This window comes from Gaiella sp. (assembly GCF_039915195.1).
GTDB lineage: Bacteria > Actinomycetota > Thermoleophilia > Gaiellales > Gaiellaceae > Gaiella.
Map to the genome: position 1 here is coordinate 1 of NZ_JBDSNT010000114.1, position 26464 is coordinate 26464.

Annotated in this window: 25 protein-coding genes; 20 read left to right on the forward strand and 5 right to left on the reverse strand. The window is 66.8% G+C overall.

Going from position 1 to position 26464, the window contains the following annotated elements; all coding sequences use genetic code 11:
- A partial coding sequence (locus tag ABIR74_RS11150; RefSeq protein WP_348178079.1) for a hypothetical protein occupies positions 1-206 on the forward strand: 206 nt, incomplete at its 5' end.
- Here ABIR74_RS11150 and ABIR74_RS11155 read toward each other — a convergent pair.
- Genes ABIR74_RS11155 through ABIR74_RS11165 form a run of 3 tightly spaced genes read right to left on the reverse strand, consistent with a single transcriptional unit; the run spans position 193 to position 3782 of the window.
- On the reverse strand, positions 193-2493 hold the full coding sequence (locus ABIR74_RS11155; protein WP_348178081.1) for an FtsX-like permease family protein: 2301 nt from the start codon (positions 2491-2493) through the stop codon (positions 193-195). The genes ABIR74_RS11150 and ABIR74_RS11155 overlap by 14 nt on opposite strands.
- Positions 2490-3152 (reverse strand): ABC transporter ATP-binding protein, encoded by a 663-nt coding sequence (locus tag ABIR74_RS11160; RefSeq protein WP_348178083.1) that lies wholly within the window; start codon positions 3150-3152, stop codon positions 2490-2492. The genes ABIR74_RS11155 and ABIR74_RS11160 overlap by 4 nt, the downstream gene beginning before the upstream one ends.
- 36 nt (positions 3153-3188) lie before the next feature.
- The gene (locus tag ABIR74_RS11165) at positions 3189-3782 is read right to left on the reverse strand and encodes a GNAT family protein (protein ID WP_348178085.1); all 594 of its coding nucleotides are present in this window, start codon (positions 3780-3782) and stop codon (positions 3189-3191) included.
- A 24-nt stretch (positions 3783-3806) separates the two neighbouring features.
- Here ABIR74_RS11165 and ABIR74_RS11170 point away from each other — a divergent pair, with 24 nt between their 5' ends.
- The 18 genes from ABIR74_RS11170 to ABIR74_RS11255 all read left to right on the forward strand — a co-directional run bounded on the left by ABIR74_RS11170 (position 3807) and on the right by ABIR74_RS11255 (position 22425).
- Entirely contained in the window at positions 3807-4016 is a 210-nt protein-coding gene (locus ABIR74_RS11170; RefSeq protein ID WP_348178087.1) for a zinc ribbon domain-containing protein, read from the forward strand.
- Between the two features lie 455 nt (positions 4017-4471).
- Positions 4472-5161, forward strand: a complete 690-nt coding sequence (locus tag ABIR74_RS11175; protein ID WP_348178089.1) for a uracil-DNA glycosylase — start codon at positions 4472-4474, stop codon at positions 5159-5161.
- A gap of 3 nt (positions 5162-5164) precedes the next feature.
- Positions 5165-5635, forward strand: coding sequence for a tRNA (adenosine(37)-N6)-threonylcarbamoyltransferase complex ATPase subunit type 1 TsaE (gene tsaE, locus ABIR74_RS11180; RefSeq protein ID WP_348178091.1), 471 nt, complete (start codon positions 5165-5167; stop codon positions 5633-5635).
- Positions 5604-6191, forward strand: coding sequence for a tRNA (adenosine(37)-N6)-threonylcarbamoyltransferase complex dimerization subunit type 1 TsaB (gene tsaB / locus ABIR74_RS11185; protein WP_348178093.1), 588 nt, complete (start codon positions 5604-5606; stop codon positions 6189-6191). The genes tsaE and tsaB overlap by 32 nt, the downstream gene beginning before the upstream one ends.
- Positions 6188-6694 carry a ribosomal protein S18-alanine N-acetyltransferase gene (gene rimI, locus ABIR74_RS11190; RefSeq protein WP_348178095.1) on the forward strand — a complete coding sequence of 169 codons (507 nt, stop codon included), beginning with the start codon at positions 6188-6190 and terminating at the stop codon, positions 6692-6694. Before tsaB ends, rimI begins: the two co-directional genes overlap by 4 nt.
- A 67-nt stretch (positions 6695-6761) precedes the next feature.
- Positions 6762-7727 carry a tRNA (adenosine(37)-N6)-threonylcarbamoyltransferase complex transferase subunit TsaD gene (gene tsaD / locus ABIR74_RS11195; protein WP_348178097.1) on the forward strand — a complete coding sequence of 322 codons (966 nt, stop codon included), beginning with the start codon at positions 6762-6764 and terminating at the stop codon, positions 7725-7727.
- Positions 7705-10254 (forward strand): S8 family serine peptidase, encoded by a 2550-nt coding sequence (locus ABIR74_RS11200; RefSeq protein ID WP_348178099.1) that lies wholly within the window; start codon positions 7705-7707, stop codon positions 10252-10254. Before tsaD ends, ABIR74_RS11200 begins: the two co-directional genes overlap by 23 nt.
- Positions 10255-10321: 67 nt before the next feature.
- On the forward strand, positions 10322-11596 hold the full coding sequence (locus tag ABIR74_RS11205; protein ID WP_348178101.1) for a Glu/Leu/Phe/Val dehydrogenase: 1275 nt from the start codon (positions 10322-10324) through the stop codon (positions 11594-11596).
- A gap of 18 nt (positions 11597-11614) precedes the next feature.
- Positions 11615-11911 carry a glutaredoxin family protein gene (locus ABIR74_RS11210; RefSeq protein WP_348178103.1) on the forward strand — a complete coding sequence of 99 codons (297 nt, stop codon included), beginning with the start codon at positions 11615-11617 and terminating at the stop codon, positions 11909-11911.
- A 37-nt stretch (positions 11912-11948) separates the two neighbouring features.
- Positions 11949-12569, forward strand: coding sequence for a redox-sensing transcriptional repressor Rex (locus ABIR74_RS11215; protein WP_348178105.1), 621 nt, complete (start codon positions 11949-11951; stop codon positions 12567-12569).
- Positions 12570-12604: 35 nt separating this feature from the next.
- A complete protein-coding gene (locus ABIR74_RS11220) occupies positions 12605-13855 on the forward strand; it encodes a glycosyltransferase family 4 protein (protein ID WP_348178107.1) in 1251 nt (416 codons plus the stop codon).
- Positions 13856-13912: 57 nt separating this feature from the next.
- A complete protein-coding gene (locus tag ABIR74_RS11225) occupies positions 13913-15067 on the forward strand; it encodes a YbdK family carboxylate-amine ligase (protein WP_348178109.1) in 1155 nt (384 codons plus the stop codon).
- Between the two features lie 110 nt (positions 15068-15177).
- A complete protein-coding gene (locus ABIR74_RS11230) occupies positions 15178-17223 on the forward strand; it encodes a sodium-translocating pyrophosphatase (RefSeq protein WP_348178111.1) in 2046 nt (681 codons plus the stop codon).
- 114 nt (positions 17224-17337) lie between these two features.
- A complete protein-coding gene (locus ABIR74_RS11235) occupies positions 17338-19242 on the forward strand; it encodes a universal stress protein (RefSeq protein WP_348178113.1) in 1905 nt (634 codons plus the stop codon).
- Positions 19239-19415, forward strand: a complete 177-nt coding sequence (locus ABIR74_RS11240; RefSeq protein ID WP_348178115.1) for a hypothetical protein — start codon at positions 19239-19241, stop codon at positions 19413-19415. The genes ABIR74_RS11235 and ABIR74_RS11240 overlap by 4 nt, the downstream gene beginning before the upstream one ends.
- Entirely contained in the window at positions 19405-21294 is a 1890-nt protein-coding gene (locus tag ABIR74_RS11245) for a universal stress protein (RefSeq protein ID WP_348178117.1), read from the forward strand. Before ABIR74_RS11240 ends, ABIR74_RS11245 begins: the two co-directional genes overlap by 11 nt.
- Positions 21295-21325: 31 nt before the next feature.
- The gene (locus tag ABIR74_RS11250; RefSeq protein ID WP_348178119.1) at positions 21326-21766 is read left to right on the forward strand and encodes a TrkA family potassium uptake protein; all 441 of its coding nucleotides are present in this window, start codon (positions 21326-21328) and stop codon (positions 21764-21766) included.
- Positions 21766-22425, forward strand: a complete 660-nt coding sequence (locus ABIR74_RS11255; protein ID WP_348178122.1) for a TrkA family potassium uptake protein — start codon at positions 21766-21768, stop codon at positions 22423-22425. Before ABIR74_RS11250 ends, ABIR74_RS11255 begins: the two co-directional genes overlap by 1 nt.
- 9 nt (positions 22426-22434) lie before the next feature.
- On the opposite strand, the gene ABIR74_RS11260 is transcribed toward ABIR74_RS11255, so the two are convergent.
- Together ABIR74_RS11260 and trkA are read right to left on the reverse strand one after the other, a co-directional pair.
- Entirely contained in the window at positions 22435-23937 is a 1503-nt protein-coding gene (locus ABIR74_RS11260; RefSeq protein WP_348178124.1) for a TrkH family potassium uptake protein, read from the reverse strand.
- Positions 23938-23966: 29 nt separating this feature from the next.
- On the reverse strand, positions 23967-25295 hold the full coding sequence (gene trkA / locus ABIR74_RS11265; RefSeq protein WP_348178126.1) for a Trk system potassium transporter TrkA: 1329 nt from the start codon (positions 25293-25295) through the stop codon (positions 23967-23969).
- Between the two features lie 66 nt (positions 25296-25361).
- On the opposite strand from trkA, the gene ABIR74_RS11270 reads away from it, so the two are divergent.
- A complete protein-coding gene (locus ABIR74_RS11270) occupies positions 25362-26447 on the forward strand; it encodes a PQQ-dependent sugar dehydrogenase (RefSeq protein ID WP_348178129.1) in 1086 nt (361 codons plus the stop codon).
- The last annotated feature ends 17 nt before the right edge of the window (positions 26448-26464 follow it).

The following is a 26464-nucleotide window of genomic DNA, read 5'->3' on the forward strand; positions in this document are numbered from 1 at the left end:
CACAGCAGGCACGCGTCTTTCGCCTGGGCGAGACAGCCGACGGCCGACTCGTGATCGACACGTGGATGATCGATCATGAGAGCTCGCCGCTCGCTGAAACGTCGCTCGCGCTCTCGTACCTCGACTACCAGGGCGGTCGGGCAAAGGGGTTCTCCGGTCGACCCGAGGATCGAAACGCGCGCCTCGCCCTCCCTACTCCTCGGTGAGATCGACGACGACGGATCGCGATGTCGCGGCCCGGCCGAGGAGCAGCGCGACGACGGCTGCACCGAGCGCAAGCGACGCCGCGGTGATGGTTATCTCGAACAGTCCTGCCGTCAGCGGCAGGCTGATGTACGAGGCAGCGAGCGACGCGACCATCGAGCCGAGCGCGAAACGCTCGACGACGACTCCCATAGGGAGTGCAAGGGCACCGATCGTCCCGGCCGCCCCGGCGAAGATGAGCGCGATCTGGGCGCGACTTGCACCGAAGGAGCGAACGACGGCCAGCGACCGTCGCCGCTCGTGGGCGGTGAGCGCGAGCACCTGCGCGACCGCATACAGACACACGACACCGCTCACGATCGCGATGCTCCGGAGCAACGCGATCACGACGTCGAGAAAGCCGCTGCTGCGGGCGGCGAAGCCCTGCACGCTCTGTCCGGCGATGCCTCCGCTGCCGACCGCGAGAATCCCCTGTTTCTCGAACGAGTCGCTGACATCGCCGACCGTGAATCCCGGAGCGACGCGCACGACAATCGTCGACTGAGCCGAAGGATCGGCGGCGAGCAACCGTTTCGGGTTGACGTACGCGATGCGCCCCTGATCCTGAAACGCACGCACGATGCCGACAACCTTGAAGCGGATCTCAGCGCCTGACGGGAGCTGCGCTGCAAGGGTGCCCCCGAGTTGGAGACCGAGCGCCGTTGCCAGACCGAGACCCACCTCTGCTTCGTCGTCGTTCCTGAGGTGGCGGCCCCGGTCGAGCACCGGATCCTCGAACTGCGTGTGGTCTCCGGCGAAGGAGATGATCTTGAACGGCTCGCCGAGGCGGAACGAGTCGGCGGCGAGAACCTCGAAGCGCGTTGCAGCGCCGGCGACGCCGGACGTCGCATTCGCGGCCTCGAGGGCGGGCTCACCCGCCGGTAACGTGAGCTGGTACCGCGTTCCGAATGCTTGCGGTCGCTGGTCGAGACTCCGTAGGACGGAGGCGATCGACAGGACGAGGAGAATGAGCGCGGCGGCGAGGCCGAGGACGATCACCCCGCCGAGCATGCGAACCGGACGGGCCGCGACGAGACGGACGCCCAGCCCCGCAGCGCCCGCAGGCAACGGCAGCGCGCGCGCCGAGCCGAGCATATCTCCGCCCCGGAGCGTCTCGACGGCCGGACGCCGAGCCGCCCGCCAGGCAGGACAGGCACTGAACCCGGCCACTATGAGGACGAGCGCGAAGAAGGATCCGATCAAGAGGGGCGCGAGCGCGAGTCCAGGCCCGAATTGGTTCAACGAAGCGAGCAGATGAGAGGTTGGGCCGGCGACGAGGAACCATCCGAGAGCGATGCCCACTGCGCCCGCCGGAGCGGCGATGAGCGTGCCCTCGACCGCGGCTGCCGCGGTGACCTGTCCGGTCGACATCCCAAGCGCACGCATCAGACCGATGCTTTGCACCCGACGCTGCACTTCGGCCGCCGACGAGGCCGCGAGCATCGTCCCCGCGACGACCAGCGAGATCAGGGAGAATGCCACGAGCAGCGCGATCACGAGCCCTGCTGCCTGCCCGATCAGGAGGCGGAGCGACTCGCGCGTTCCGAAACGGAGGCGATCGACGCCGACGCCCGCGGCTCGGGCCTGCGAGAGCGTGACGTCGACCCGATCGGGATTGGCGAGCCAGATCAGCGCGGTATCGACCGTTCCCGGTACCGCGGCGATGAGCGGGGCAACATCTCGGTAGTCGACATAGAAGAGAGGGCTCGAGGCAAGCGGATAGGCCACGCCGTCGGGGGAGACGGCGACACCGACGATCTGGAGACGCAGGCCGAGTCGCACGTTGAGGGCCTCGGCGAACATCTCATCGCCGGGGCTGAGGTTCCAGGCGCGTGCCAGGCCGGCCTCGATCACAGCCTCGCCTTCACGCTCGATGTCGCGACCCTCGACGATGGCGTACCCGCGACGGTCTCCCTTCTGCACGCCAATCGCCGTCGCCCTCTCGGTCGTCCTTCCACCGGCGGCGATGAAGATCACGGCGCGGTCGAGCCGAAATGAGACATCGACAACGTTCGGGAGCGAGCGCGCCACCCGTTCGACGTCTGCGCGCTGCGTCGGCGCAAACGTCGCAGCGATGTCCGGCAGATCAGCTCGGTCAGCGGTTCGCTCGAACCCGGTACCGAGCGCGTAGGACACGGTCACGGCCGCCCCGAGCATTGCTCCTGCTGCAGTGATCCCGAGCACGGTAAGCACGGTCCGCGTGCGACGCACGCGAAGGCGCGCGAGCGCGTACCCGAGCGCTGCGATCATCCGACGAGTTGCCCCCCGCTCAGGCGAAGTACGCGGTCGGCGATTCCGATCGCATCGTCCTGATGCGTTACGAGGAGGACGGCCTTCCCGGCTGAAGCAGCTTGCTGGAGCAGGCAGAGAACCTCGGCCCCCGATTCGGGATCGAGGTTCCCGGTCGGCTCGTCCGCGAGCAAAAGCGAAGGATCGTTGACGAGCGCGCGCGCGACTGCGAGCCGCTGCTGTTCGCCACCGGACAGGACGGTTGGCAGCCGCTCGGCGACCTCCGTGAGGCCGAGTTCGGCCACGAGATGAATCCCACGGGCAATCGCGCCGGGAGCGCCTCCGAGTCTCGCAGGCAGGAGAACGTTCTCCATTCCGGTGAGCTCGGGAAGAAGGTGGAAGGACTGGAAGACGAACCCGATCTGCGAGCGCCGAATGTGGGTTAGCTCTTTCTCCGTCGCCATGTCGATTCGAGTGCCGGAAAGCTCGATCGAGCCCGAGTCGGGTCGATCGAGTGCCCCGAGGAGATGAAGCAAGGTCGACTTACCGGAACCGGAACGACCGACGATTGCGACGACCTCACCGGCTTGCAGCTCGAGATCGACGCCGTCGAGAACCCGTAGGGCTGCGCGACCGACGCCATGTGTCTTGACGAGCTCGGAGGCGCAGACGATGGGCATGATCGCATCCTGCCTATCGGCTGCCGCGCTCAAGTCTTACGGCTTGACAAGTCGGGCGCCGAGCGCCGCGCGGACGGCGGGCCACTCGTCGTCGATCACCGAATACCACGCGGAGTCCCGGTTCTCTCCGTCGCGCACGAGCATGTGCTTGCGGTGGATACCCTCGAACGTCGCGGGCAGTGCTGCGAGAGCGGGGTTCGCGCGCTCGTTGAGGGCGTCGGTCTTGAACTCGACGCGCCGACAGCCGAGAACGTCGAACGCGTGCTCGAGCTGGAGGAGCTTCGCCTCCGTGTTCGCGCCAGTGCCCCAGGCCGCCGGGGAAATCCACGTCCACCCGATCTCGAGGCTCTGGTGCTCCGGGCGCAGCGCGAGGTAGCGCGTCGAGCCGATCGCTGCGCCCGTCGCCTGTGACACGGTCGCGAACGCCAGCTCCAACCCTGACTCCGTGCGCTCGAGTGCTGACGTCATCCAGCCGTCCCATTCCCGGCGTGTCCGCGGCTGCAGGATCGGAAGCCAGCGCCACAGCCGTGGATCCCGTGACGCCTCGAAGAGATTGGAGGCATGGTGGATGGCGAGCGGCTCGAGGCGGACGATCGTGCCTTCGAGCGTGGGTATCGTCCATCGCTCCATCGAGCGGCACAGTACACTTGGGCCATGCCGATCTATGAATACGCGTGCATGGAGTGCGAGGATCATTTCGACGAACTCGTGCGCAGCGACGACCAGGTGATCACCTGCCCGGCGTGCGGCGCGAGCAACGTTTTGAAGCAGATCTCGGCCTTTGCCGTTCACGGCGCCGCGGCAAAGCCGTCGTTCGGCGGCGGGGCCGGTGGTTGCTGCGGCGGCGGCTGCGGCTGCAGTTAGTGCCGCGGTGGAAGAGCGTACCGCGGCACGAACTGCACCATTGTTCTGCCGCGCTTCGCGCGGATCCTGAAGGGGCTCGCTCGCGAGCCTGCGACGGTGGAGGACCGTGCTGCGGCACTAACTGCAGCATTGTTCTGCCGCGCTTCGCGCGGATCCTGAAGGGGCTCGCTCGCGAGCCTGCGGTGGAAGAGCGTGCTGCGGCACGAACTGCAGCATTGTTCTGGCGCGCTTCGCGCGGATCCTGAAGGGACTCGCTCGCGAGCCTGCGGCGGAAGAGCGTGCTGCGGCACGAACTGCAGCATTGTTCTGCCGCGCTTCGCGCGGATCCTGAAGGGAGCGGATCCTGAAGGGACTTGCCCGCGAGCCTGCGGAACGGGGTCGGGTTGCGTTCGCATCTCAGACCGGGGGCAGCCCGCCCGCGGCGCATCCGCCTCCACGCCTAGACTGGCCGGTTCATGGACGCACTCGCTCGTGCCGAAGCGCTGACCGCCTACGCGGCCGAAACGGCCGACTGCGCGCGGTGTCCGTTGTCGGAAACCCGGACCCGTGTCGTCTTCGGCGCGGGCGATCCCGACGCCGATCTGATGATCGTCGGCGAAGCGCCCGGCTTCCAGGAGGATCAGGGTGGCACTCCGTTCGCCGGGCAGGCGGGCGAGGTGCTCGGACGACTCCTCGCAGGCATCGGCCTCCAACGCGACGACGTCTACGTCGCCAACGTCCTCAAGTGCCGTCCGCCACAGAATCGCGACCCACTCGAGTTCGAGATCGCCTCCTGCGAGCCCCACCTCTTCCGGCAGGTCGAGCTCGTCCGCCCTGGCGTCGTCGTGACCCTCGGGAACTTCGCCACGAAGCTCCTGTCGGGGCGTCCGTCCGGGATCACCCAGGTTCACGGCCATGAGCAGGAGGTCGCCCTCGGCGCAACGACCGTCGTGCTCTTCCCGCTCTACGATCCGGCTGCCGCGCTCTACACGCCCTCGATGTTGCAAGCACTCGAGGATGACTTCTCACGGTTGCCGGCGCTCCTCGGACGAGCCTCGCCGCCCCTGTCGGTACCAGCCCGCGCCGTCGAGATCGAGGTGACAGCGCCTCCCGTCGAGGACGAGGCAGTTGCAGTCGGGGAAACGATCCAGCTCGGGCTCTTCTGACCCGTGATCGAGCGAACGACACGATCGGCGGCCGAGACCGAGGCATTCGGGGCCTTGCTCGCCGGGCTGCTCTCGCCGGGCGATACCGTCCTCCTGCATGGCGATCTCGGTGCCGGCAAGACGACGCTCGTGCGCGGTGCCTGTCGCGCGCTTGGCATCGAGCAGCCAGTAACGAGCCCAACCTTCACGATCGGGCACCTCTACCACGGCACGTCGGATGTCGCTCATCTCGATCTCTACCGGTTCAACGGGATGAGCCACGCGGAGTGGGGCGATCTCGAGCCGTACTTCGACGGTACGATTGCATTCGTCGAATGGCCGGAAGAAGGACAAGGATCTCTCCCCCCGGCCGCGCTCTCCCTGGTGCTGGAGCACGTCGGCCAGGACGAGCGACGCATCTCCGCGGACTCGGCTGCACCGACGCTTCTCGAGGACATCGCGCGTGCTGATCCTGGCGTTCGACACCGCGACTGATTGCGCCACGAGCGCTCTCGTCGCGGACGGGATCGTGCTCGGCGAGCGTATGTCGCAGGCCCAACTGCTGCTTGGTGACGTGGACGAGCTCCTCCGAGCGGCCGGTGTCGCGGCATCGGACCTGATGGGCGTCGTCGTCGGCACCGGGCCCGGAAGCTTCACCGGGATGCGGATCGGGCTCTCCGTCGCGCGCGGCCTCGGCCTTGCGCTCGGGTTGCAGGTCGCCGGCGTCTCGACGCTCGACGCTCTTGCGACCTGCACCGAACATGCCTTCCCGGTGATCGACGCGCGCCGGGGCGAGGTCTTCGTACCGGGGCCTCGGGCCGTGCGGCCCGACGCGGTGGTGCCACCGCCCGGCGCCATCTGTGTCGGGAACGGTGCCCGCCGCTACCGCGAGCTTCTCGTGGGAAGGGGCGCCGAGGTGCCCGCGGACGACTCGCGCCTGCATAGCCCGCGCGCCTCGTTGCATGCCTCTGTTGCGACGCGGTTCGAGCCGGCAGACCTCGTCGAGCCCGTGTATGTCAGGCTGCCCGACGCCGAAATGTTGCTGGCGTGAGCTTCTCGATCAGGCGCCTCGAGCTGTCCGACCTCGACGCGATCGAGGCGATCGAACAAGTGTCGTATCCGACTCCGTGGTCTCGATCGATGTTCGCCAGCGAGCTAGCCAAGCAGAGTTCCCTGTCTCTCGCCGCTGTCGCAGACGAGGGCGCGCTTGTCGGCTATCTCGTCCTCTCCCGCTACGTGGATGCCTGGCACGTGATGAACGTCGCAGTCGCCGACGGGCATCGCCGCAGGGGTATCGCCTCCGCGATGCTCAGACGCCTGATCGACGTGACACGCGACGACGCCGAACGTGGCTACACGCTCGAGGTGCGCGTTTCGAACCTTGCAGCGATCAGCCTCTACGAGCAGTTCGGCTTCGTCACCCGCGGCGTCCGACCTGGTTACTATACTGACAACAGAGAAGATGCGTTGATCATGTGGAAGGACGCTGAGCGGATGGATTCTGCAGGGCGAAGTGAAACGGAATCGCAAGTGGGAACGGAGTCGGAACGGTGATGGCACGAGAGCATGTGACGGGACGAGAGCACCTGACGGGACGAGAGCGCCCGACGGGACGGAGCGCGTGATCCTCGGGATCGAGAGCTCGTGTGACGAGACGGCGGCGGCGGTCGTCACTCCCGGCGGGGACGTTCTGTCGTCGATCATCGCCTCGCAGGCCGATATCCATTCTCGCTACGGCGGAGTCGTTCCGGAAGTCGCCTCGCGGAGGCACCTGGAGCAGATCAGCCCGGTCATCCGCGAGGCCCTCTTCACGGCGGGCATCGACCTCGGCGGCGTGACCCGGATCGGAGTCACGCGCGGACCGGGCCTGATCGGGGCCCTCCTCGTCGGGCTCTCGACTGCCAAGGCGATGGCGTGGGCGTGTGGACTGCCTCTCGTTCCGGTCAGCCACCTCCAGGGCCACGTCGCCTCGCTCTTCCTCGGCGATGAGCCGCTCGAGCCGCCCTTCGTCTGCCTTCTCGCAACGGGCGGCCACACCCAGGTGCTCGCCGTGCGCGATCACTGCTCCTTCGAGCGGCTCGGGACCACCCTCGACGACGCGGCCGGCGAGGCGTTCGACAAGGGGGCGCGGCTTCTCGGGTTGCCGTATCCGGGCGGCGCCGAGATCGACAGGCTCGCGCAGGAGGGCGATCCCAGCGCGTTCTCGTTCCCCGTCGCCAGCGTTCCCGGCTTCGACTTCTCGTTCTCGGGCCTGAAGACATCACTGCTCTACACGGTTCGTGACCTCGGGGAGGCAGCCACTGCCGAGCGACGCGCGGATCTGGCTGCCTCTTATCAGAGGGCGATCGTCATTGCCCTGACGCGCCGCCTCCATCAGGTTGCGAAAGCCGAGGGTCTGACGCGGCTCGCCGTTGTCGGGGGAGTGGCCGCGAACTCCGAGCTGCGCGCGGCATTGCCGGATGCGGCCGTGGCGCCGCTCGCGTATTGCACGGACAACGCAGCCATGATCGCCTCGGCGGCACGGTATGCCGAACCCCTGTCGCCTGCGGAGGCGCTCGTCGTGGATGCGTATGCCTCGGCTCGGTAGTCGCACCCACGTCTCGCTCGCGTTCGCCTCCCTCGCGATCGTGCTCGCCCTCCTCGGGGGAGGGGCGGCGGCCGCCGCAGACGAGTCTCCGAGCGGCGCAGCGGGTTGGAAGAGCCTCCTCGGGAACCGGCCCACCCCGCAGCTCGGAAACAGGTGGATCGTTGTTCTCGATGTGCCGTCACTCGCGACGCGCGTCGCGGCGGCCGGCGGTGTCGCGACGGAGGAGCAGGAGAGATCGTGGACACGGAGCGCCCGCAAGGCGCAGGAGGAAGTGATCGGGCGGCTCGCTCTGAAGGGCGTACCGATCGAGCCTGAGCACTCGTACTACCGCACGTTCAACGGCTTTGCGGCGCCGTTGGACGCGCGCGCTCTCGCGATCGTGGCCAAGAACCCGGCTGTCCTCGGCGCCTACGCCGTCCGGGCTGCGATTCCGGCCGCCGTCGACCCGAACGTGGTCGACCAGATGCTCGCGAGCGGCGGCGAGCGAAGGGCGGACGTTCAGCTTCCCGGCTTCTCGGGAGCCGGCGTGACGGTGGCACTCCTCGACACCGGTGTCGACCGCGTGCATCCGTACATTCGGCGCGCGTTGCTCCCCGGCCTCGACGTACTCGATCCCGGTGGCGACGCGAGCGCCCGTCAGAACCCGACGGCACCTGGACGGCCCGAGCGCCATGGAACCGAGATGGCGGGGCTCGTCGTCGGCTCGGATGGGCCGGCCGGGCTGGAGGGAACCGCGCCGGGAGCGTCGCTGCTCCCGATCCGTGTCGCCGGGTGGCAGCCCGACGTCTCGGGTGGCGTTGCAATCTACGGTCGAACTGACCAGGTTCTCGCTGGCCTCGAGCTCGCAGTCGACCCGAACGAGGACGGCGATGCGCACGATGCGGTTCGCGTGGCGCTCGTCGGGGTCGTCGAGCCATTCGCAGCGTTCGCGGATGGCCCGTTGTCCGTCGCCGCGGCCGGCGCCACGGCCCTCGACACGCTCGTCGTCGCCCCGGCAGGGAACGACGGGCCGGCGGGACCAGCGTACGGCAGTATCGGGGGGCCAGGGGGCGCCCCCGCTGTTCTCACTGCAGGAGCACTCGATACGAGGCGACGAAGTCCGACCGGCCATGTCCTTCTGCTCGCGGGGTTGCGAACGCTCGTCTCGGGGAGCCAGCCACTCGGCGGTGTCGTCGCGCCGGGCCTCACGACCTCCGCTCAGGTCGTCGCGCTGCAACGCGCCCCCCAGGCAGTCGTGGGTGCTGCCGGTGGCTTCAGTCGCTTGTTCGACAGTGCCGGGTACAGTCGCGTGGCCGGTGCCGCCGTTCTCCTGCCGCGGGGCACCTCGTCGCCCGAGGCGGTGCGTGAGGTCGTTGCCGCCGGTGCGACCGCCGTCCTCGTCGACGGAGCGCTTCCCGCTGGATCGCTCGGGACGGACGGACCGGTCGACGTTCCGATCCTCGGACTCTCAGCGTCGAACGCGGAGGCCGTTCGGTCGGCGCTCCGCCAGGACGTGCCGGTCAGATTCTCGGTCGGTGCCGCATCGTTCAACACGAATCCCGATCGCGGAGCCCCCGCGCCGTTCTCCTCCGAGGGCCTGGCGTTCAACGGGGCGCAGAAGCCCGAGCTGAATGCGGCCGGTGTCGGGCTCGCGACGTCCGACCCCGGGCGCGACGAGGATGGCGCGGCACGCTACGGCACGCTCAGCGGCTCGAGTGCGGCCGCCGCGTTGACGGCGGGCGCAGCCGCCCTCCTCGCCCAGGCCAGACCCGACCTCGACGCTGCCGGCCTCAAGCAGGCGCTCGTGGCAAGCGCAAGACGTGTCCCGGGTAGCGTGGTAGGAACCGTCGACCCCTCGGGTGCTGCAGCGATCGAGGTCATCGCGGATCCGTCCCCTGTCACGCTCGGCGCCGTCTTCGCGGAGGACACCGAGGTCGGTCGGGTGATCACGCTGCGGAACACGAGCAGCCGCCCCATAACGGTCGCGATTCGTCCGGGCACAGCGGACAGCGCAGATATCGAGGTGGACGTGGCTCCGTCGACTGCGCGACTGCGCCCGGGTGGGAAGGTGCAGGTCGCCGTCACCGCGCGCGTGCCGCTCCTCCCTCGCGCACCCGCTGCCCTCCGAGGGGCGCTTGCGATCACCGTTCAAAACGGAGCAGTCCTGAAGGTTCCGTGGACGATCTCGGTGCCCGTGGTCGGCCTCGATCTGATTCGCAACGCCCGCCTCTCGAGCCGAACGTTCGCCCCGTCCGATGTGGAGCCTGCGGTTCTCACGCTCACGCTCGGACGGGTCGACGGCAGAGCCGACCGCCCCCAGCTCCTACCGCTGGAGCAGGCAACGATCGAGCTGTACCGTGGCGATCGCCTGCTCGGGCAGCTCGCCCTCGTGCGCGATCTCCTGCCGGGGCGCTACTCGTTCGGAATCACGGGTCGCGGCCCGAACGGACGGCGGCTGCCGACCGGCGAGTACGCGCTGCGGGTCACCGCGATTCCCGTTGGTGGCGGCTTCCCGAACGAGGAAGTGATCCCATTCTCGATCGAGTAGTAGACCGGACACCGTCGCCCCGACCCCAGCGGTATAGTCGTGTCGCCGTGAGCGATGGTGCCTCCGTATGAGCTCTGCCACTCCCCTGCCGACCCATCTGCACGAGAACCCGTTCGCCCTGGCGCAGACGCAGCTTCGTCGCGTTGGAGAGACGTTCGACGTCGACCCGAATCTGATCGAGGTCCTGTCCCAGTGCAAGAAGACCGTCGAGGTCTCCGTGCCTGTCCAGATGGACGACGGGTCGGTCTTTGCCTTCCAGGGCTATCGGGTCGTGCACAACATGACGCGCGGCCCCGCCAAGGGCGGGATCCGGTATCACCCGGCCGTAACGCAGGATGAGGTCAAGGCGCTCGCAATGTGGATGACCTGGAAGTGCGCGCTGATGGGTCTCCCGTTCGGCGGCGCGAAGGGCGGCGTCATCTGCGATCCGAAGCGCCTCTCGATCGGTGAGAAGGAGCGGCTGACGCGCCGCTACACGAGCGAGATCATCAACGAGATCGGCCCGGAGAAGGACATCCCCGCACCCGACGTCGGCACCGACGCACAGGTGATGGCCTGGATCTTCGATACGTATTCGATGAACGTGGGTCACTCCGTTCTCGGCGTCGTCACCGGGAAGCCGCTCTCCGTCGGCGGCTCTGTCGGCCGAGACGGGGCGACGGCACGCGGGTCGCTGTATTGCATCCGCACTGCCATGCAGAAGCAAGGTTCCCGCCTCCATGACACGCGGATCGCGATCCAGGGGTTCGGGAACGTCGGGTCGAACCTCGCGAGACTCCTGTCCGAGGAGGGCGTCCGCGTCATCGCCGTTTCCGACTCGCGCGGAGGAATCCACAACCCGTATGGCCTCGACGTGCCCGCAGCGATCGCCTACAAGGCGGAGCACGGTGTTCTCGAAGGGTTCCAGGGCGCAGACACGATCACGAATGAAGAGTTGATCGAAATCGACTGCGACGTGCTCACGCCCTGCGCGCTCGAGCAGGTCATTACGGCCGAGAACGCGCCGCGGGTGCGTGCGAGGATGATCTGCGAGGGCGCGAACGGGCCCACCACACCCGAGGCAGACGAGATCCTCGAGGATCGAGGGATCCTCGTGCTTCCCGACGTGCTCGCGAATGCTGGCGGCGTCGTCGTGTCCTACTTCGAATGGGTGCAGGGCCTGCAGGAGTACTTCTGGAAGGAGTACGAGGTGCACGCGAAGTTGAACGACATCGTGGTGCGGGCGTTCGAGGAGACCTGGTCGACGCGCGAGCGGTATTCGACGAGCATGCGTGTTGCTGCCTACGGGCTGGCGGTGCAGCGCGTCGCGGAGGCCACTACGATCCGTGGCCTCTACCCGTGAGCCTTCGTCACTAGCGCGATGTCGGAATCACCAAGCCGGCGCGTCGCCGTCTTCATCGCCCCGGGCTGTCATCTGTGCGAGCAGGCTCTGGCCGTCGTCCAAGACGTTCAGTCACGCGCGGCGCTCGAGGTCGAGATCATCGACATAACGGGGGACGCGAAACTGGAGGCCGGGTACCGCACGCTGCTTCCGGTGATCGAGATCGACGGTGTCTGCGCCTTCACGTACTTCGTAACCGTCGAAGCGTTGCTCGAGCGCCTCGAGACCATCGACGGTTCTCCGCCTCCCCATCCCGGGCGGGCAGGCACTATGTGACTGGGTGTCACAAGCGTAGAAGCTAAGGAGAAGCGTGTTGGCGGAGAGACTCACAGTGGGTGTTGCAGCTCGACTCAGTCGCTACCTGCAGGTGCTGACCCAGGCCAAGAAGATGGGCAAGGACAGAATCTCGTCGCAGGAGATCGCCGAGTACACGAACATCAACGCGACGCAGATCCGACGTGATCTCTCGAGCTTCGGTCGTTTCGGCAAACGTGGAGTCGGATACAACATCGACTCGCCGCTCGGGGAGATTCGCAAGATCCTCCGTACCCAGGGGCAGCACAACATCGCGCTCGTAGGTGCCGGACGGCTGGGCGGCGCGATCGCCACGTCGCCGATCTTTGCGGAACACGGGATTACGATCGCAGCTGTCTTCGATGTCGATCCGGACAAGGCGGGGCGGATCATCGGAGGTGTCCCGGTCAGTCCGCTGGAGCAACTCGCCCAGCTTGTCGACGAACGGAACATTATCGTCGGCGTCCTCGCAGTTCCCGCGGATACCGCGCAGGGAGCGGCAGACGCCCTCGTCGTCGCCGGCGTGAAGATCATCTTCAACTACTCGCAGGCACTTCTGACTACGCCCGCCGACGTTCAGGTACACACGTCGAACCCTGCCGTCGAGCTGCTCTACGCGCTCTACTTTCACCTGACCTGAGTCAATCTCGCCGCCGCCTCGGGCAGGATGAGCGGATGCGCATCCTGCTCTGGCACGGGTATCTCCTCGGCGGTACCGGCTCGAATGTCTACACGCGGATGCTCGCGCGCGAGTGGAGCAACGCAGGGCACGAGGTCACCGTGCTCTCGCAGGAGCCGAATCCCGGGCAGTACGACCTGGGCCGAGCCGACACCGTGCGTCCTGACGTCGGAGGGCTCCTACCGGTGTTCGTCCTCGATCACTACGACGGCTATGACGTCCGACGCGTCCAGGACTGCACGCGCGACCAGCTCGACGCGTGGGTGGAGGCAAACGCCCGCGCCGTCCGCGACCTTTTACCTGCCGATGTCGTCTTCACGAATCACGTTCTCCTCGGTGGTCCTGTTGGAGCCGCGAGTGGCGCGCCGTTCGCGGTCAAGGCACACGGCTCCGAGCTCGAGTACTCGATGCGCGGGAACGACGGACTGTCGGCGTGGGGAGCGGAGGCCCTTGCGCTCGCACGGGCAACATTCGTCGGGTCGGAGCACATCCGCACCGTGCTCGCGGATGTCTGCGGCCACACGTCGAACGTGATCGAGGTTCCGCCGGGTGTCGATATCGACGAGTGGGCTCCTGAAGACCGGGAGACGGCCGCTCTCGCCCTCGTCGGGGAGGCGTCCCACGACGAACCGAACCCGGCGAACGCGCATGAGCGGCTCCCCGACGAGGGCAATGCCGAGCGCTTCCAGCGCCTCGTGTCGCCAGGCCCGCCCGTCGTCGTCTATTTCGGAAAGCTGATCGAGCAGAAGGGGGTCCATGTTCTCATTGATGCGCTCTCCGGCATCGACGCACGCCTCGTCGTCGTCGGATTCGGCCCGGAACGGGAAGCACTCGAGCGTCGTGCCGCTGAGAGACGCATCGACGCGATCTTCACCGGCCCCCTCGAACACCGGCACCTCCGGCACCTGCTCGCACTCGCGGACGTCTGTGTCGTTCCGTCGATCTTCCCGGAAGCGTTCGGCATGGTCGCCGTGGAGGCGGCCTCTGCGGGATGTCCACCGCTCGTAGCGCGGCATTCCGGCCTCGCCGAGGTCGCCACTGGGCTCGAGGCCGAGTACCCACATGCGCTGCGACACCTCGCGGCGTTCGATTCGGGCGATGCCGCCGACCTGGCCCGCCGCCTCTCGGAGCTCGTCGCTCTCCCGCCGGCCGAGCGCGCGGCAGTCCGTGACGCGGCTCGCGCTGCCGCCGTCCAGCACTGGAGCTGGACTGGAGTCTCACGTCGCCTGCTCGAGCCGTTCGTCTGACGAGGAGACACCAGCGTTGCTATCGAAAGTGCAGTATCGACTACGCTTTTTCGCGCCGTGGGTGATGAACAGCGCGTTCCTAGTGATCAGCTCCTCCGCGATGCGCGCGAGCGTTTCGAGGACGGCACCGATTTCACCGTCGCCGTGGAGGAGGAGTTCGCGCTTCTCGACCCTGCCTCGCTCGACCTCGTCAACCGATTCGAGGACGTTCAGGCGGCAGCCGCAGGTACACCGGCGGAGGCCCACCTCGCCGGCGAGCTGATCGCGTCGGAGGCAGAGATCAAGACCGGGCGACTCGAGACGTTCGCCGACGTCCCGGCCACGATCGCCGACCGTCGGGCCGAGCTCGCACGACTCGTTGCTCCCTTCGGACTGGAGCTTGGTGCCACCGGCTCTCACCCCTGGGCAAACTGGAAGGATCAGCGGATCATCGACACGCCTCACTACCGACGCAACGACGAGCTGCTCCGCTACGTCGTGTGGAAGAACAACACGTTCGGCCTCCACGTCCACGTCGGGATCAGGGGGGCCGACCGGGCGATCAAGGTGACGAGCGCGCTGCGCAACTGGCTTCCCGAGCTCCTTGCGCTCTCCGCCAGCTCACCCTTCGCCGAGAGCGTCAACACCGGACTTCATTCCGCCCGCACCCAGATCTTCACGCGCTTCTTTCCCCGCTGTGGGGTTCCTGACGCGTTCGACACGTGGGACGAGTACGAACGGTACGTCCGCTTCCTGTACGACACGCGCTCGATCACCGAGCATACCCAGCTGTGGTGGAGCGTCCGGCCGCACCTGGCGTTCCCGACCGTGGAGATCCGCATCTGCGACGGCCAGCCGAGCCTTGCCGAATCGCAGTCGCTCGCCGCGCTCTGCGTCGCGCTGACCGCGAGGATCGCCCGAGCCCTCGACGAGGGCGAGCCCATTGTGCAGCAGCCCCACCGTCTGATCGAGGAGAACATGTGGCGGGCGATCCGCTACGGCCTCTCAGGCGAGCTGATCGATCTCGAGCGGGGTGAGGTAGTGCCCGCCCGCGCTCGGATCGAGCGACTGATCGAGTGGGCGTTGCCCGTGGCGTCCGAGATCGGTGCTGCAGAGTGGCTCCGCGTCCCCGACCAGAACGCCGCCGAGCGGCAGATCGCACGATTCGAGGAGGGCGACGATCTCGCGCGAATTTACGGCGACCTCACCCTGAGCCCGAGCCGCGTGGGCTGAGACACCCGCCAAATGCGCGGTTCGCCAAGCGGCGCGCGGGTTTGTGCTGCATAATCGGGCGCGCCGATCCCGTTTCGGCTCTATCTTTGTGACGTTCCTCCGGAGGGTTGATGGACTTTTTCAATGACCATGCTGTGGCCTTCGCGCTCGTCTGCGCGGGTATCGCAGTGCTGTTCGGGCTTTACCTGACCTACTGGCTGCTGAAGCAGCCGCAGGGCAACGAGCGGATGCGTGAGATCTCGGGTGCCGTGCAGGAAGGCGCCGCTGCGTATCTGCAGAAGCAGTACACGTGGATCGCGGTCGTCGCGATCCTCCCGATCCTGCTGATCGGCTTCTACAACGCCCTCGGTTGGGGAGCCGCTTTCGGGTTTGTGATCGGCGCCGTTCTCTCGTCGGCAGCCGGCTTCATCGGCATGAACGTCGCCGTACGCTCGAACCTTCGTACGGCCGAAGCCGCGCGTGAAGGGGTGGCGCCCGCGTTCAAGGTCGCCTTCCGCGCCGGATCGGTAACGGGTCTCCTCGTCGTCGGGCTCGGCCTCTTCGGCGTTGCCGGGTATTACTGGCTCCTCACCGGGGCGCTCGGGAACAGCCCGGAGTCGGCGGTCACGGATCTGATCGGGCTCGCCTTCGGTGGCTCGCTGATCTCGGTGTTCGCCCGCCTCGGGGGCGGCATCTTCACGAAGGCGGCCGATGTCGGTGCCGATCTCGTCGGCAAGATCGAGGCCGGCATCCCCGAAGATGACCCGCGCAACCCCGCCGTGATCGCCGACAACGTCGGTGACAACGTCGGTGACTGTGCCGGTATGGCCGCCGACCTGTTCGAGACGTACGCGGTCACCACGGTCGCCGTGATGCTGCTCGGCACGGCATACCCCGCAGGAGACCTGTGGCTCTACCCGCTCGCGCTCGGTGGGATGGCGATCCTCGCATCCGTGATCGGCACCTTCTTCGCACGTGTCGGTAGCGGCCCGAACTCGATTATCAACGCGCTCTACATGAGTGTGGTCGTTGCGACCCTCCTTTCGGCAATTGGCTTCATCCCGGTCACCCAGGCCTTCGACGGCGGCCGGTTCACGTTCTGGCAGCTCTATGGCTCGGCGCTCGTCGGCCTTGCCATCACGTTCCTGCTCGTCGCGATCACCGAGTTCTACACCGGAAGTCGCTGGAGCCCTGTGAAGAAGATCGCGTCCGCCTCGACCACGGGTCACGCGACGAACATCATCGCGGGACTGGCCAAGGGTATGGAGGCCACCACACTGCCGGTGATCGTGATTGCGGGCGGCGTCATCGCGGCCTACGAGATCGCGGGCGGCAACATCTACGGAATCGGCGTCGCGGTCATGGCGCAGCTTTCGATGGCCGGGTTGATCGTCGCGCTCGACGCGTTCGGCCCCGTCACGGACAACGCTGGCGGCATCGCCGAGATGGCGGACATGCCGGAGTCGGTTCGTACAATCACCGACCAGCTCGATGCCGTAGGCAACACGACGAAGGCAGTCACGAAGGGGTACGCGATCGGGTCTGCCGGCCTCGCCGCGCTGATCCTGTTCGACGAGTACACGCGTGGTCTCGTCGACGCGGGCATCGAAACGGTGTTCTCGCTCGACGATCCGTACGTCATCGCGGGCCTGTTCATCGGCGGGATGATGCCGTTCCTGTTCGCGGCCCTCGCGATGACGGCGGTTGGGCGCGTCGGCGGAGAGGTCGTCGAGGAGGTCCGACGTCAGTTCGCGGCCGATCCGGGGATCATGGCGGGGACGTCGAGGCCGGACTACTCTCTGGCTGTCGGCATTGTCACCACCTCGGCGCTCAAGGGCATGATGCTCCCCGCTGCGATCCCGGTCGTCTTGCCGATCGCTGTCGGAATCATCAGCCCGGAGATGCTCGGTGGCCTGCTCATCGGCACGATCGTCACGGGTCTCTTCCTCGCGATCTCGATGACCTCCGGTGGCGGCGCCTGGGACAACGCGAAGAAGTTGATCGAGGAGGGTGCTCACGGAGGGAAGGGCTCCGACGCCCACGCAGCGTCGATCACGGGCGACACGGTCGGTGACCCCTACAAGGACACCGCCGGCCCGGCGATCAACCCGATGATCAAGATCGCCAACATCGTCGCGATCCTGATCATTCCGCTGCTCGCCTCGATTCACGGCTAGGGCGTAGAGCCACTCACAGGATGCTCGACGAGGGCCGGCAGCAGCCGGCCCTTGTCGTAGTTCTACCCGCCCGCCACCCACAGCGTCTTCGCGGCGTGTCTCTACACTCCGGCGGTGCCCAGTCGTCGCAGACGCGAGGTCGAGCTCGAGCGGGTTCTCGGTACGCCGGCGCTCTTCGCGACCGCCTACGGCAACGTCGGCTCGTCGATCTACTACGCGCTCGGGCTCACTGCGGTCTACGCCCTTGGTCTGACCCCGCTCGTCTTCCTCGTCGCCGGGATTGTCTTCGCGATGACGGCCGCCACCTACGCGGAGGGCACCGTCCTCTACCCGGAGGCGGGCGGATCGTCGAGCTTCGCCCGGCATGCGTTCGACGAGATCATCAGCTTCGGGGCTGCGTGGGCTCAGATGCTCGTGTACGTCGTCACTGTCGCGACCTCGGCCTTCTTCGTGCCGCACTATCTCTCGGTCTTCTGGGAGCCGTTGAAAACGAATCCCTGGGATATCATCGCCGGCGCACTCGTGATCGTCGTCCTCGTGACGCTGAACATCGTCGGCGTCCAGGAGGCAGCGAAGCTCTCGATCATCCTGGCCGTCGTCGACTTCGGAACGCAGGTGCTGCTCGTTCTCCTCGGCTTCTTCCTGATCTTCAGCCCGACGATCCTCGTCGACAACATCCACTGGGGTGTCGCGCCAACCTGGTCGAACCTCGCGCTCGCCGTACCCGTCGCAATGCTCGCGTATACGGGAGTCGAGACGGTCTCCAACCTCGCCGAGGAGGCGCGCGAGCCGTCGCGGTCCGTGCCCGACGCCTACAAGCTCGTGGCGGCTGCCGTTTTCGCCATCTACCTGACGCTTCCGCTGATCGCGCTATCGGCACTGCCTGTGAAGATGATCAACGGAGAGCTGACGACCCTCCTCGCGCTTCCGCCCGAGGAGGGTGGCTACGCAAACGACCCAATCCTCGGTCTCGTCGAGAACATTGGCATCTCGGGGTCGCTCCTCCGGGTGCTCGAGATCTACGTCGGAATCCTGGCAGCGACGATTCTGTTCATCGCCACGAACGCCGGAGTGATCGGTGCGTCCCGTGTCACGTACTCGATGGCGAGCTATCGGCAGATCCCCGAGGTGTTCCGTCGACTCCACCCCCGGTTCAAGACACCGATCCTGCCGCTCATTCTGTTCGCCGGGATCGCGCCGATCCTGATCCTTCTCCCCGGAGACGTGAACTTCGTCGGCACGCTCTACTCCTTCGGCGCGACGCTGTCGTTCACGGTGGCGCACGCATCACTCGTTCGCCTGAGGATAAAGCAGAAGAGCGCGACCGAGACGTTCTATCGGGCGAGACCGAACCTGGCACTCGGCGGGGTCGAATGGCCGCTTTTCGCGATCGTCGGTGGGCTCGCTACGGGCGCCTCGTTCCTCGTCATCGTTGCGCAGAACCCGACGACCCGTTGGGTCGGCCTCGGCTGGATCGTCTCCGGGCTGGTCTTCTACGTGATCTATCGGCGTCGCTTCGTGCACGCGTCGCTCCGCGAGACGGTCAAGGCGCCGCCGGCGTTCGGGCCGGCCCTCGCGCTCGAGTATCGGCGACTCCTGGTACCCGTCGTCGCGGGCCAGCCGTCGGACGACGCACTCGACGTCGCCTGCAGCCTCGCCGCGGAGAGGGGCGCCCGGATCGTGGCCCTCAACGTCCTCGAGGTCCCGCTCGGCCGTCCGCTGGACGACGATATGGATGAGCTCGAGGACGCGGCGAACCAGGAGCTCGACGAGGCGGTTGCGGTCGGGAACTCGTACGGCGTTCGTGTTCTCGATCGCCTCGTGCGCGCCCGCAGCGCGGGGGCGGCGATCGTCGAGGAGGCCGAGCGCCGCGGCACGGAGATCATCGTCATCGGGACGCCGAGGAAGTCGCTTACTGCTTCACAACGCGCCGTGTTCGGGCGAACGGTCGACCACGTGCTGCGGCACGCTCCATGCCGCGTGATGGTGACGGCAGCCCGGGAGGAGGTACCGACATGATCTGGTATCGGCGGTCAATCTTCGTTTTCTCGGCCTGTTTCGTCCTGATCGGGATCGCGCTTCTCGTGGTCACTGCCGTCAACGGAGGCGGCCTCGTCGGCCTCGTCCTCGGAGCGCTCTTCGTTGCGCTCGGAGTCGGCCGCGTCCAGCTGGAGCGCAAGCGTGGCACGTAAGGTCCGTGGCTTCGAACGCGTGCTGGACGCTCCGTCCCTGTTCGCGGTCGCCTATGACGAGATCGGCTCATCGATCTACTTCGCGCTCGGCATCATCGCCGCCCAGGCGCTCGGGCTGACGCCCGTCGTCCTGTTCGTGTCGGGCCTGTTGTTCCTGATCGTCTCGCTCTCGTACGCGGAGGGGACGGCAGCGCTCCCGCAAGCCGGCGGGGCGGCCACGTTCACGCGCCGCGCCTTCAACGATCTTGCGGGGTTCGTAACCGGGTGGGTGCTCTTCCTCGACTTCCTGATCGTGATTGCGCTGTCGACGCTTTTCCTTCCCCACTACCTCGGGGCTGCGCTCGGGACGCCGTCACTGAGCGAGAGCCCGTGGGACGTGGTCGTCGCCGTCGGGGTGATCGCGGCAATCGTCGGGGCCAGGCTCGTGCGGCGCAGCCGCATTCACACGGCCGCGCTCGTGCTCGCCGTCCTCGACATCTCGGTGCAGCTTCTCGTGATCGTGATCGGACTCGCAGTGTTCTTCTCGCCCGACGTTCTCACGAGCGGATTCGACTTCGCTGTCGACCAGAGCTGGGACGATCTCTTCTTCGCGCTCCCTCTCGCCATGCTCGCATACACGGGGCTCGAGACTGTGGCAAACCTCGCGGCTGAGACGCGCGAGCCGGGAACCGTGCTGCCACGATCGCTGTTCTCGTCGATCGGACTCGTTGTCATCACGACAGTGCTCATCGCCATCCTCGCCGTCACGGCGTTCCCCTCGGAGGACGGATCGAGTGGGCTCGCCGACGACTGGCTGCAGGCTCCGATCGTTGGGATAGTGACAGCGTTCGAAGGGCACCTCCCGAACGCGCTCGTGGACATTCTCCGCGTCGTCGTCGGTCTTTCCGGCGCCTTGATCCTTTTCGCCGCGGCGACGACGGCGATCACCGGATGCACGCGCCTGGGCCGGTCGATGGCGGAGCACGGGATGTTGCCACGTGAATTCGGCCGGCTCGAACGCAGGTCGCTCGTCTCGCGGGAGGCGCTCGTCGCCGTGGGTGTCGTCGCGATCGCGATCGTCGTCGCGACCGGCGCACTCGCGGGTGACGACGCTGCGTTCCTCGCAAGTCTCTACTCTTTCGGCGTCCTGTTTGCCTTCACCGCCGCCCAGTTGGCGGTGATCCGCCTGCGGCAGACCGAGCCCGATCTCGACCGGCCGTTCCGCGCGAAGCCCGAAGTTCGGATCAAGGGAGTGCCGCTTCCGCTCCCGGCCTTGATCGGGGCTCCGCTCACGTTCGCGGTCTGGGTTCTCGCGCTCGTCACGCACCCGGGGGCAAGGTACGCGGGGCCGGCGTGGCTCGCCTGCGGACTGGTCGTCTTCTTCATCGTCAGGCGTCGCCTCGAGGCAAGCGTGCTCGACGACATCGATCCGGTCGAGTCCTTGCCGCCCAGTGTCGCCTACCGGAAGGTGCTCGTGCCGATGAAGCTCGGGAACGTCGGTGAGGAGATGGTCGCGACGGCGGTTGCTCTCGCGAAAGAGCGCGGCTCGAGTGTCGAAGCCATCTTCGTCGTACGCGTACCGCGCGCCTTCCCGCTCGAGGGCCCGCTCCCGGAGGACGTGCGGCGACGAGCAGAAGAGTCGCTCGCAGAAGCCCGCGCTCTCGGCGAGGAGAACGGCGTCGAGATCGTCACGCGCACGGTAGTCGCCCGCTCGATCGGGCACGCCATCGTCGAGGATGCGCACGAGAACAGCGTCGATCTGATCGTTCTCGGGTCGTCGCCGCGCTGGCGTCGGCAGTCGAGGTTCTTCTCGCCGACGGTCGATCACATTCTGCGCCACGCCCCCTGCGAGGTTCTCGTGGTTGCCTTTCCCGACGGCACGTTCGATGAGAGCGACTGATAGCGACTGATAGCGAGGGTAAGCTGATCGCGTGAATGCAGTCGTGATCGGATGCGGCCGGGTCGGTTCGGCTGTCGCACAGCAACTCGCCGGTGAGGGGTGGAACGTGACAGCGGTCGACGAGAACGAGGAGGCCCTGGCGCGCCTCGGTGCCGGTTGGCAAGGCGGCTTCGTAGTGGGCCACGCGATGGAGACGGAGATCCTCGTCCGCGCCGGCATCGAGAGTGCCGACGCTGCGGTGGTGGCGACGTCGGGTGACAACACGAACATCGTCGTCGGACAGGTGATCCAGAAGCGGTACGGCATCGCGTGTGTCGTCGTGCGCGTGCTCGACCCGCGACGCGCCGAGTTCTATGCGAAGCGCGGGCTCCGCACCGTCTGCCCGACGCAGACTGCGATCTCGTTTCTCGTCGAGGAGGTGCGATCCTGTGCGGTTCCCCCGGGGTCAGCATCCGGGACGGCACAGAGCTGATGTATCTCATCGTCGCCGGAGGCGGGAAGGTCGGAGCGAACGTCGCTTCGTCTCTGATCTCGATGGGCCACGAGGTGACACTCGTCGAACAGCGGCGCGATCGCTTCGAGGTGTTGGAGGAGGACTTCGGGCCTGTCGTCCTCCACGGTGACGCGACGGAGGTACACGTGCTCGAGCGAGCGGGGATCAACAGGCCTGCCGACATCGTTCTTGCGGTGACCGGCGACGACGAGGACAACCTCGTGATTGCCCAACTGGCGAAGGAAGGGTACGGAGTGCCGAAGGCGATCGCCAGGGTCAACGACCCGCGGAATCAGCAGCACTTCGACCTGCTCGGAATCGGATTGACCGTGTGCGCGACATCGGGCATCCTCGGTCTTGTAGAGCACGAGGTGCCCCAGCACGGCCTCGTGCGTCTGCTCGAGCTCCGTGAGGAGGGTCTCGAGGTCGTCGAGATGCAGATCGCAGGCGACTCGCCCGCCGCCGGGAAGCGCGTGGCGAGCCTCTCCCTGCACGACGATGTGCGGCTCGTCTCGGTGACTCGGAACGGTATCGGCGAGATCGCCGTCGGGCAGACGGTGATCCGGCCCGGAGACAGGGTGATCGCGATTCTGAAGCCGGGGTTCGAGGACAGCCTGAGGCGTGCGCTCGTCGGTTAGTGCGCCGGGTCAGACGCGCCAGTAGCTGCGTGTCAACAGCACGACGACAGGAACGATCTCGAGGCGGCCGAGCCACATCAGCGCGATCATCACGACCGTCGAGAAGTCGCTGAACGGCTCGAACGACCCCATCGGCCCCGCGAAGCCGAGGCCAGGGCCGACGTTGCCAAGGGTGGACGCCGCTGCGGCGATGGCATCGAAGGCGGACATCGGAGGTCCCTGGAATGCGGAGTCGAGCGCGATCAGGCCAGCGCCTACTGCGAAGAACCCGACGTAGAGGAGAACGAACGCTGTGATCGCGCGCAACGTGCGCTCGTCGACCACGACGCCGTTGAGTCTGATCGGCATCACGACTTCGGGATGCAGCGTCTGCCTTAGCTCACGGCGAAGGACCTTGCCCATGAGGAGATGTCGAACGACCTTGATCGCGCCACCCGTCGACCCCGCCGAGCCGCCGATGAACATCACACCGATGAGAATCATGAGGGCGAACGCGGGCCAGACGATGAAGTCCGTGCTGGCGTATCCCGTGGTCGTCATCATCGAGACGACCTGGAAGGTCGCGTGCCGGAACGCAGCTTCGCCCCCTTCAATTCCCTTGTGCCAGAGCTCCATGGCCAGAAGGAGCGACATTGCGACGAGGATCGTCAGGTAGAGACGGGCCTCCTCGTCGCGAATCGCGACGCGGGCTCGCCGGCGGACGAGAACTCGGTAGAGCAGGGCGAAGTTCATTCCGGCGAAGGTCATGAAAATCACGATGACCCACTGGCTGGCGGCGCTGAACGGTTCCACCGATCTCCCCTCCGGGGAGAATCCGCCCGTCGGGAGCGTCGTGAACGCGTGTGCCACGGCGTTGAACAGATCCATGCGGTCGTCGATGCCCGTCCAGCCGAAGATCGCCAGGATCAGAGCCTGCGCGGCCGTGAGGGCGATATAGAGCAGCCACAGTCGTTGCGCCGTCGAGCGAATACGATCGGCGAGATTGTCGACCTCCGGCCCGGGCATCTCCGACTCGAGCAGCTGACGTCCTCCGACGCGAAGTCGTGGCAGCACGGCAAGCGCGAGCACGATGATTCCCATCCCGCCGAGCCACTGGGTGAACTGACGCCACATGAGCATCGACTGGTCGAGGGCAGGGATGTCGGTGAGAACCGAGGAGCCGGTGGTCGTAAATCCCGACATCGCCTCGAAGTACGCGTCGACAGGGCGGTCGAGCTGAGGGTCGCCGGAGAGGAGGTACGGGAGTGCGCCGAGCGCGGCGGCGAAGAGCCATGTCACGGCGACGACGAAGAAACCCTCGCGGAAACCGATCGGGGGCGCATCCCTCCCGATTCGCTCGAGCCCGAGTCCGACGAGAGCGATGATTGCCCCCGCCGCAAGGAACGGCCAGAACGGCTCGCGGTACCCGATCGCGAGTGCAGTGGGAAACAGCACCGCCACCGAGAGATACTTGGTCAACGTGCCCGTCAGGCCGAGAGCGCCCCGGAACTCCACGCCCTGGCGTCGCCGCAAGACGGTCTTCCGTGTGGCCGTGCTGCCGGTCACAACACTCGCTCGACGGCCGCCACTCTGGAGGACTCGGTGAACACGATCACCCGGTCGCCCGCCTCGAGGACGTCGTCGCTATGCGGAAAGACCGCTTTCCCGTCGCGCACGATGGCGCCGATCACTGCCCCTCGGATGGGCATGTCTCGGAACTTCAGCCCGACATACTCGCTCGAGGGGCTCGTGGTGATGTCGAGCACCTCGAAGCGATCGTTCTCGATCATTGCGACCTGCTGCGTTCTCGGATCGTGGGCAAAGCGCACGATCTCTTCGGCTGTCACCTGCCGGGGATTCACGGTCACGTCGACACCGGAGTACGCGTACACCTCGCGCGCGATCGGATCGTGAACGATTGCGATCGTGAAATCGACACCATGGACACGAGCGAGCGTCGCGGCGTAGTGATTCTTCGAATCTTCGCGCATCGCGAACACGGCAGCCTGCGCCTGGCCGATGCGCTCGCGCTCGAGAAAGTCCGGGTCGAGCCCGGTCGCCTGGTAGACACGGGCATCGGGAAGATCCTCCGCGATCCGGCGAGCGCGCTCGCGATCGGGCTCGATCAGACGAACGCCGATGCGTTGCTCGAGCAGCTGGCGTGCGATCGCGACGCCGACCTGGCCGCCGCCGAACACGACGACGTCCTCGACGGCTCCCTCTCCCGGTGAGAGAAGCTCTCCCCAGGCCTGTGCCGCTTCCGGCGAGCCGACGACGACGAGCCGATCACCGGCGTTGATCACCGTGTCGCCGTTCGGAATCGTCATCGCGTCGCCCCGGATCTTGCTTACGACGCGCGAGTCGCGCGGAATGACCCCTGACTTCCGAAGTGGCTTTCCGAGCACGTCTGGACTCGAGAGATCTGTGACCTCGTACTCGACCATCTGCACCTGCCCGTTCGCGAAGACGTCTGTCTGGAGTGCCGCGGGGACACCGATCACGCGCGTGATCGCATGTGCCGTCTCGACCTCGGACGAGACGACGAAGTCGACGTCGAGCCGACCCTCGCGCCAGAGTTCGATGTACTCGATGTTCGACGTGCGAATCACGGTGGTTGCGCGCGGCGCTTCGATCCGGGCAAACGTGGCGGCAACAAGGTTCGCCTCGTCACGCGAGGTGCAGGCGATCACGAGATCGGCATCGCGCACTCCGGCGTCGGCGAGCGCGCGACGGCTGGCGCCGTTCGCCTCGATCGTCGCAACGTCATAGCGGTAGGCCAACGGCGTGAGGCGCCCGGGATCGAGATCGAGCACGGTGAGGTTGTGCTCGCCGTGGAGCGCCTCCACGATGGTCGAGCCGACTTGTCCTGCACCGATGACGAAGATCTTCACGGGGCGGGCGCAGGGTACACCCACCGAGGCACGCGGCGCTGCGTTGGTCGGCTACCGTGGTAGGGAATGCGCCTCTTCGCCGCCGCGAGTGCCAGCCTTCTAGCCGTTCTCGTAGTCGTGTCAGGCGCTTCGGCGCTCGAGCAGCAGACCTCTGCACTCCGCCTTGTGAAGGTCGTCGACGGCCTCCAGGCACCGGTCCTCGTGACCGCCGCTCCCGGGGTACCCGGCGTCCTGTACGTCGTCGAGCAGGGCGGGCTGATCCGCACTGTTCGATCGGGCAAGGCGCAGGCACAGCCCTTCCTCGACCTTCGCTCGAAGGTGCGCGCCGGCGGTGAGCAGGGCCTGCTCGGCCTCGCTTTTGCCCCGGATTACCGGAAGAGCCGCCAGTTCGTCGTCAACTACACCGACGTCGACGGGCACACGCGCGTCGTGCGGTATCGCTCGAACGGGTCGAAGGCGCTGACGGGGACCGCTCGTCAGCTCCTCTTCATCAAGCAACCGTATGGAAACCACAACGGCGGGATGGTCGCGTACGGCAAAGACGGCCTTCTCTATGTCGGGATGGGCGACGGTGGCGCTGGTGGAGATCCGGAAGGGAGGGCTCAGAGCCCATCGTCGCTCCTCGGCAAGATGCTTCGTCTGAACCCGGCGCGCCCCGCCGCGAGACCGGTCATCGTCGCGCTCGGCGTTCGCAACCCGTGGCGCTTCTCGTTTGACCGCGTGAGCGGTGACCTGTGGATCGGTGATGTCGGCCAGGGGGCGATCGAGGAGGTCGACCGCGTAGCGTGGCCGTGGAAGGGCTTGCTGAATTTCGGGTGGGATATCTACGAGGGGCGCGCGCGCTTCGAGAACGGAACGCTCGGCCCGGGAAGGCTCGTCCAGCCGGTTTCGCAATACAACCACTCGCGTGGGTGCTCGATCACCGGGGGGTACGTCTATCGGGGCTCGGCAGTCCCGGCAGCGCTTGGCCGGTACTTCTACGGCGACTACTGCAGTGGAACGGTCTGGTCGCTGAAGCTCGTCAACGGCGTCGCCCGGCAAGTCCGGGTCGAACCGTTCAGCGTCAAGAACCTGACGTCGTTCGGTGAGGACAACGCAGGAGAGCTCTACGCCGTCTCGGCCGACGGCGCCGTGTATCGCCTGGCGTCCTGACGGGAGCGCCAGCCGTC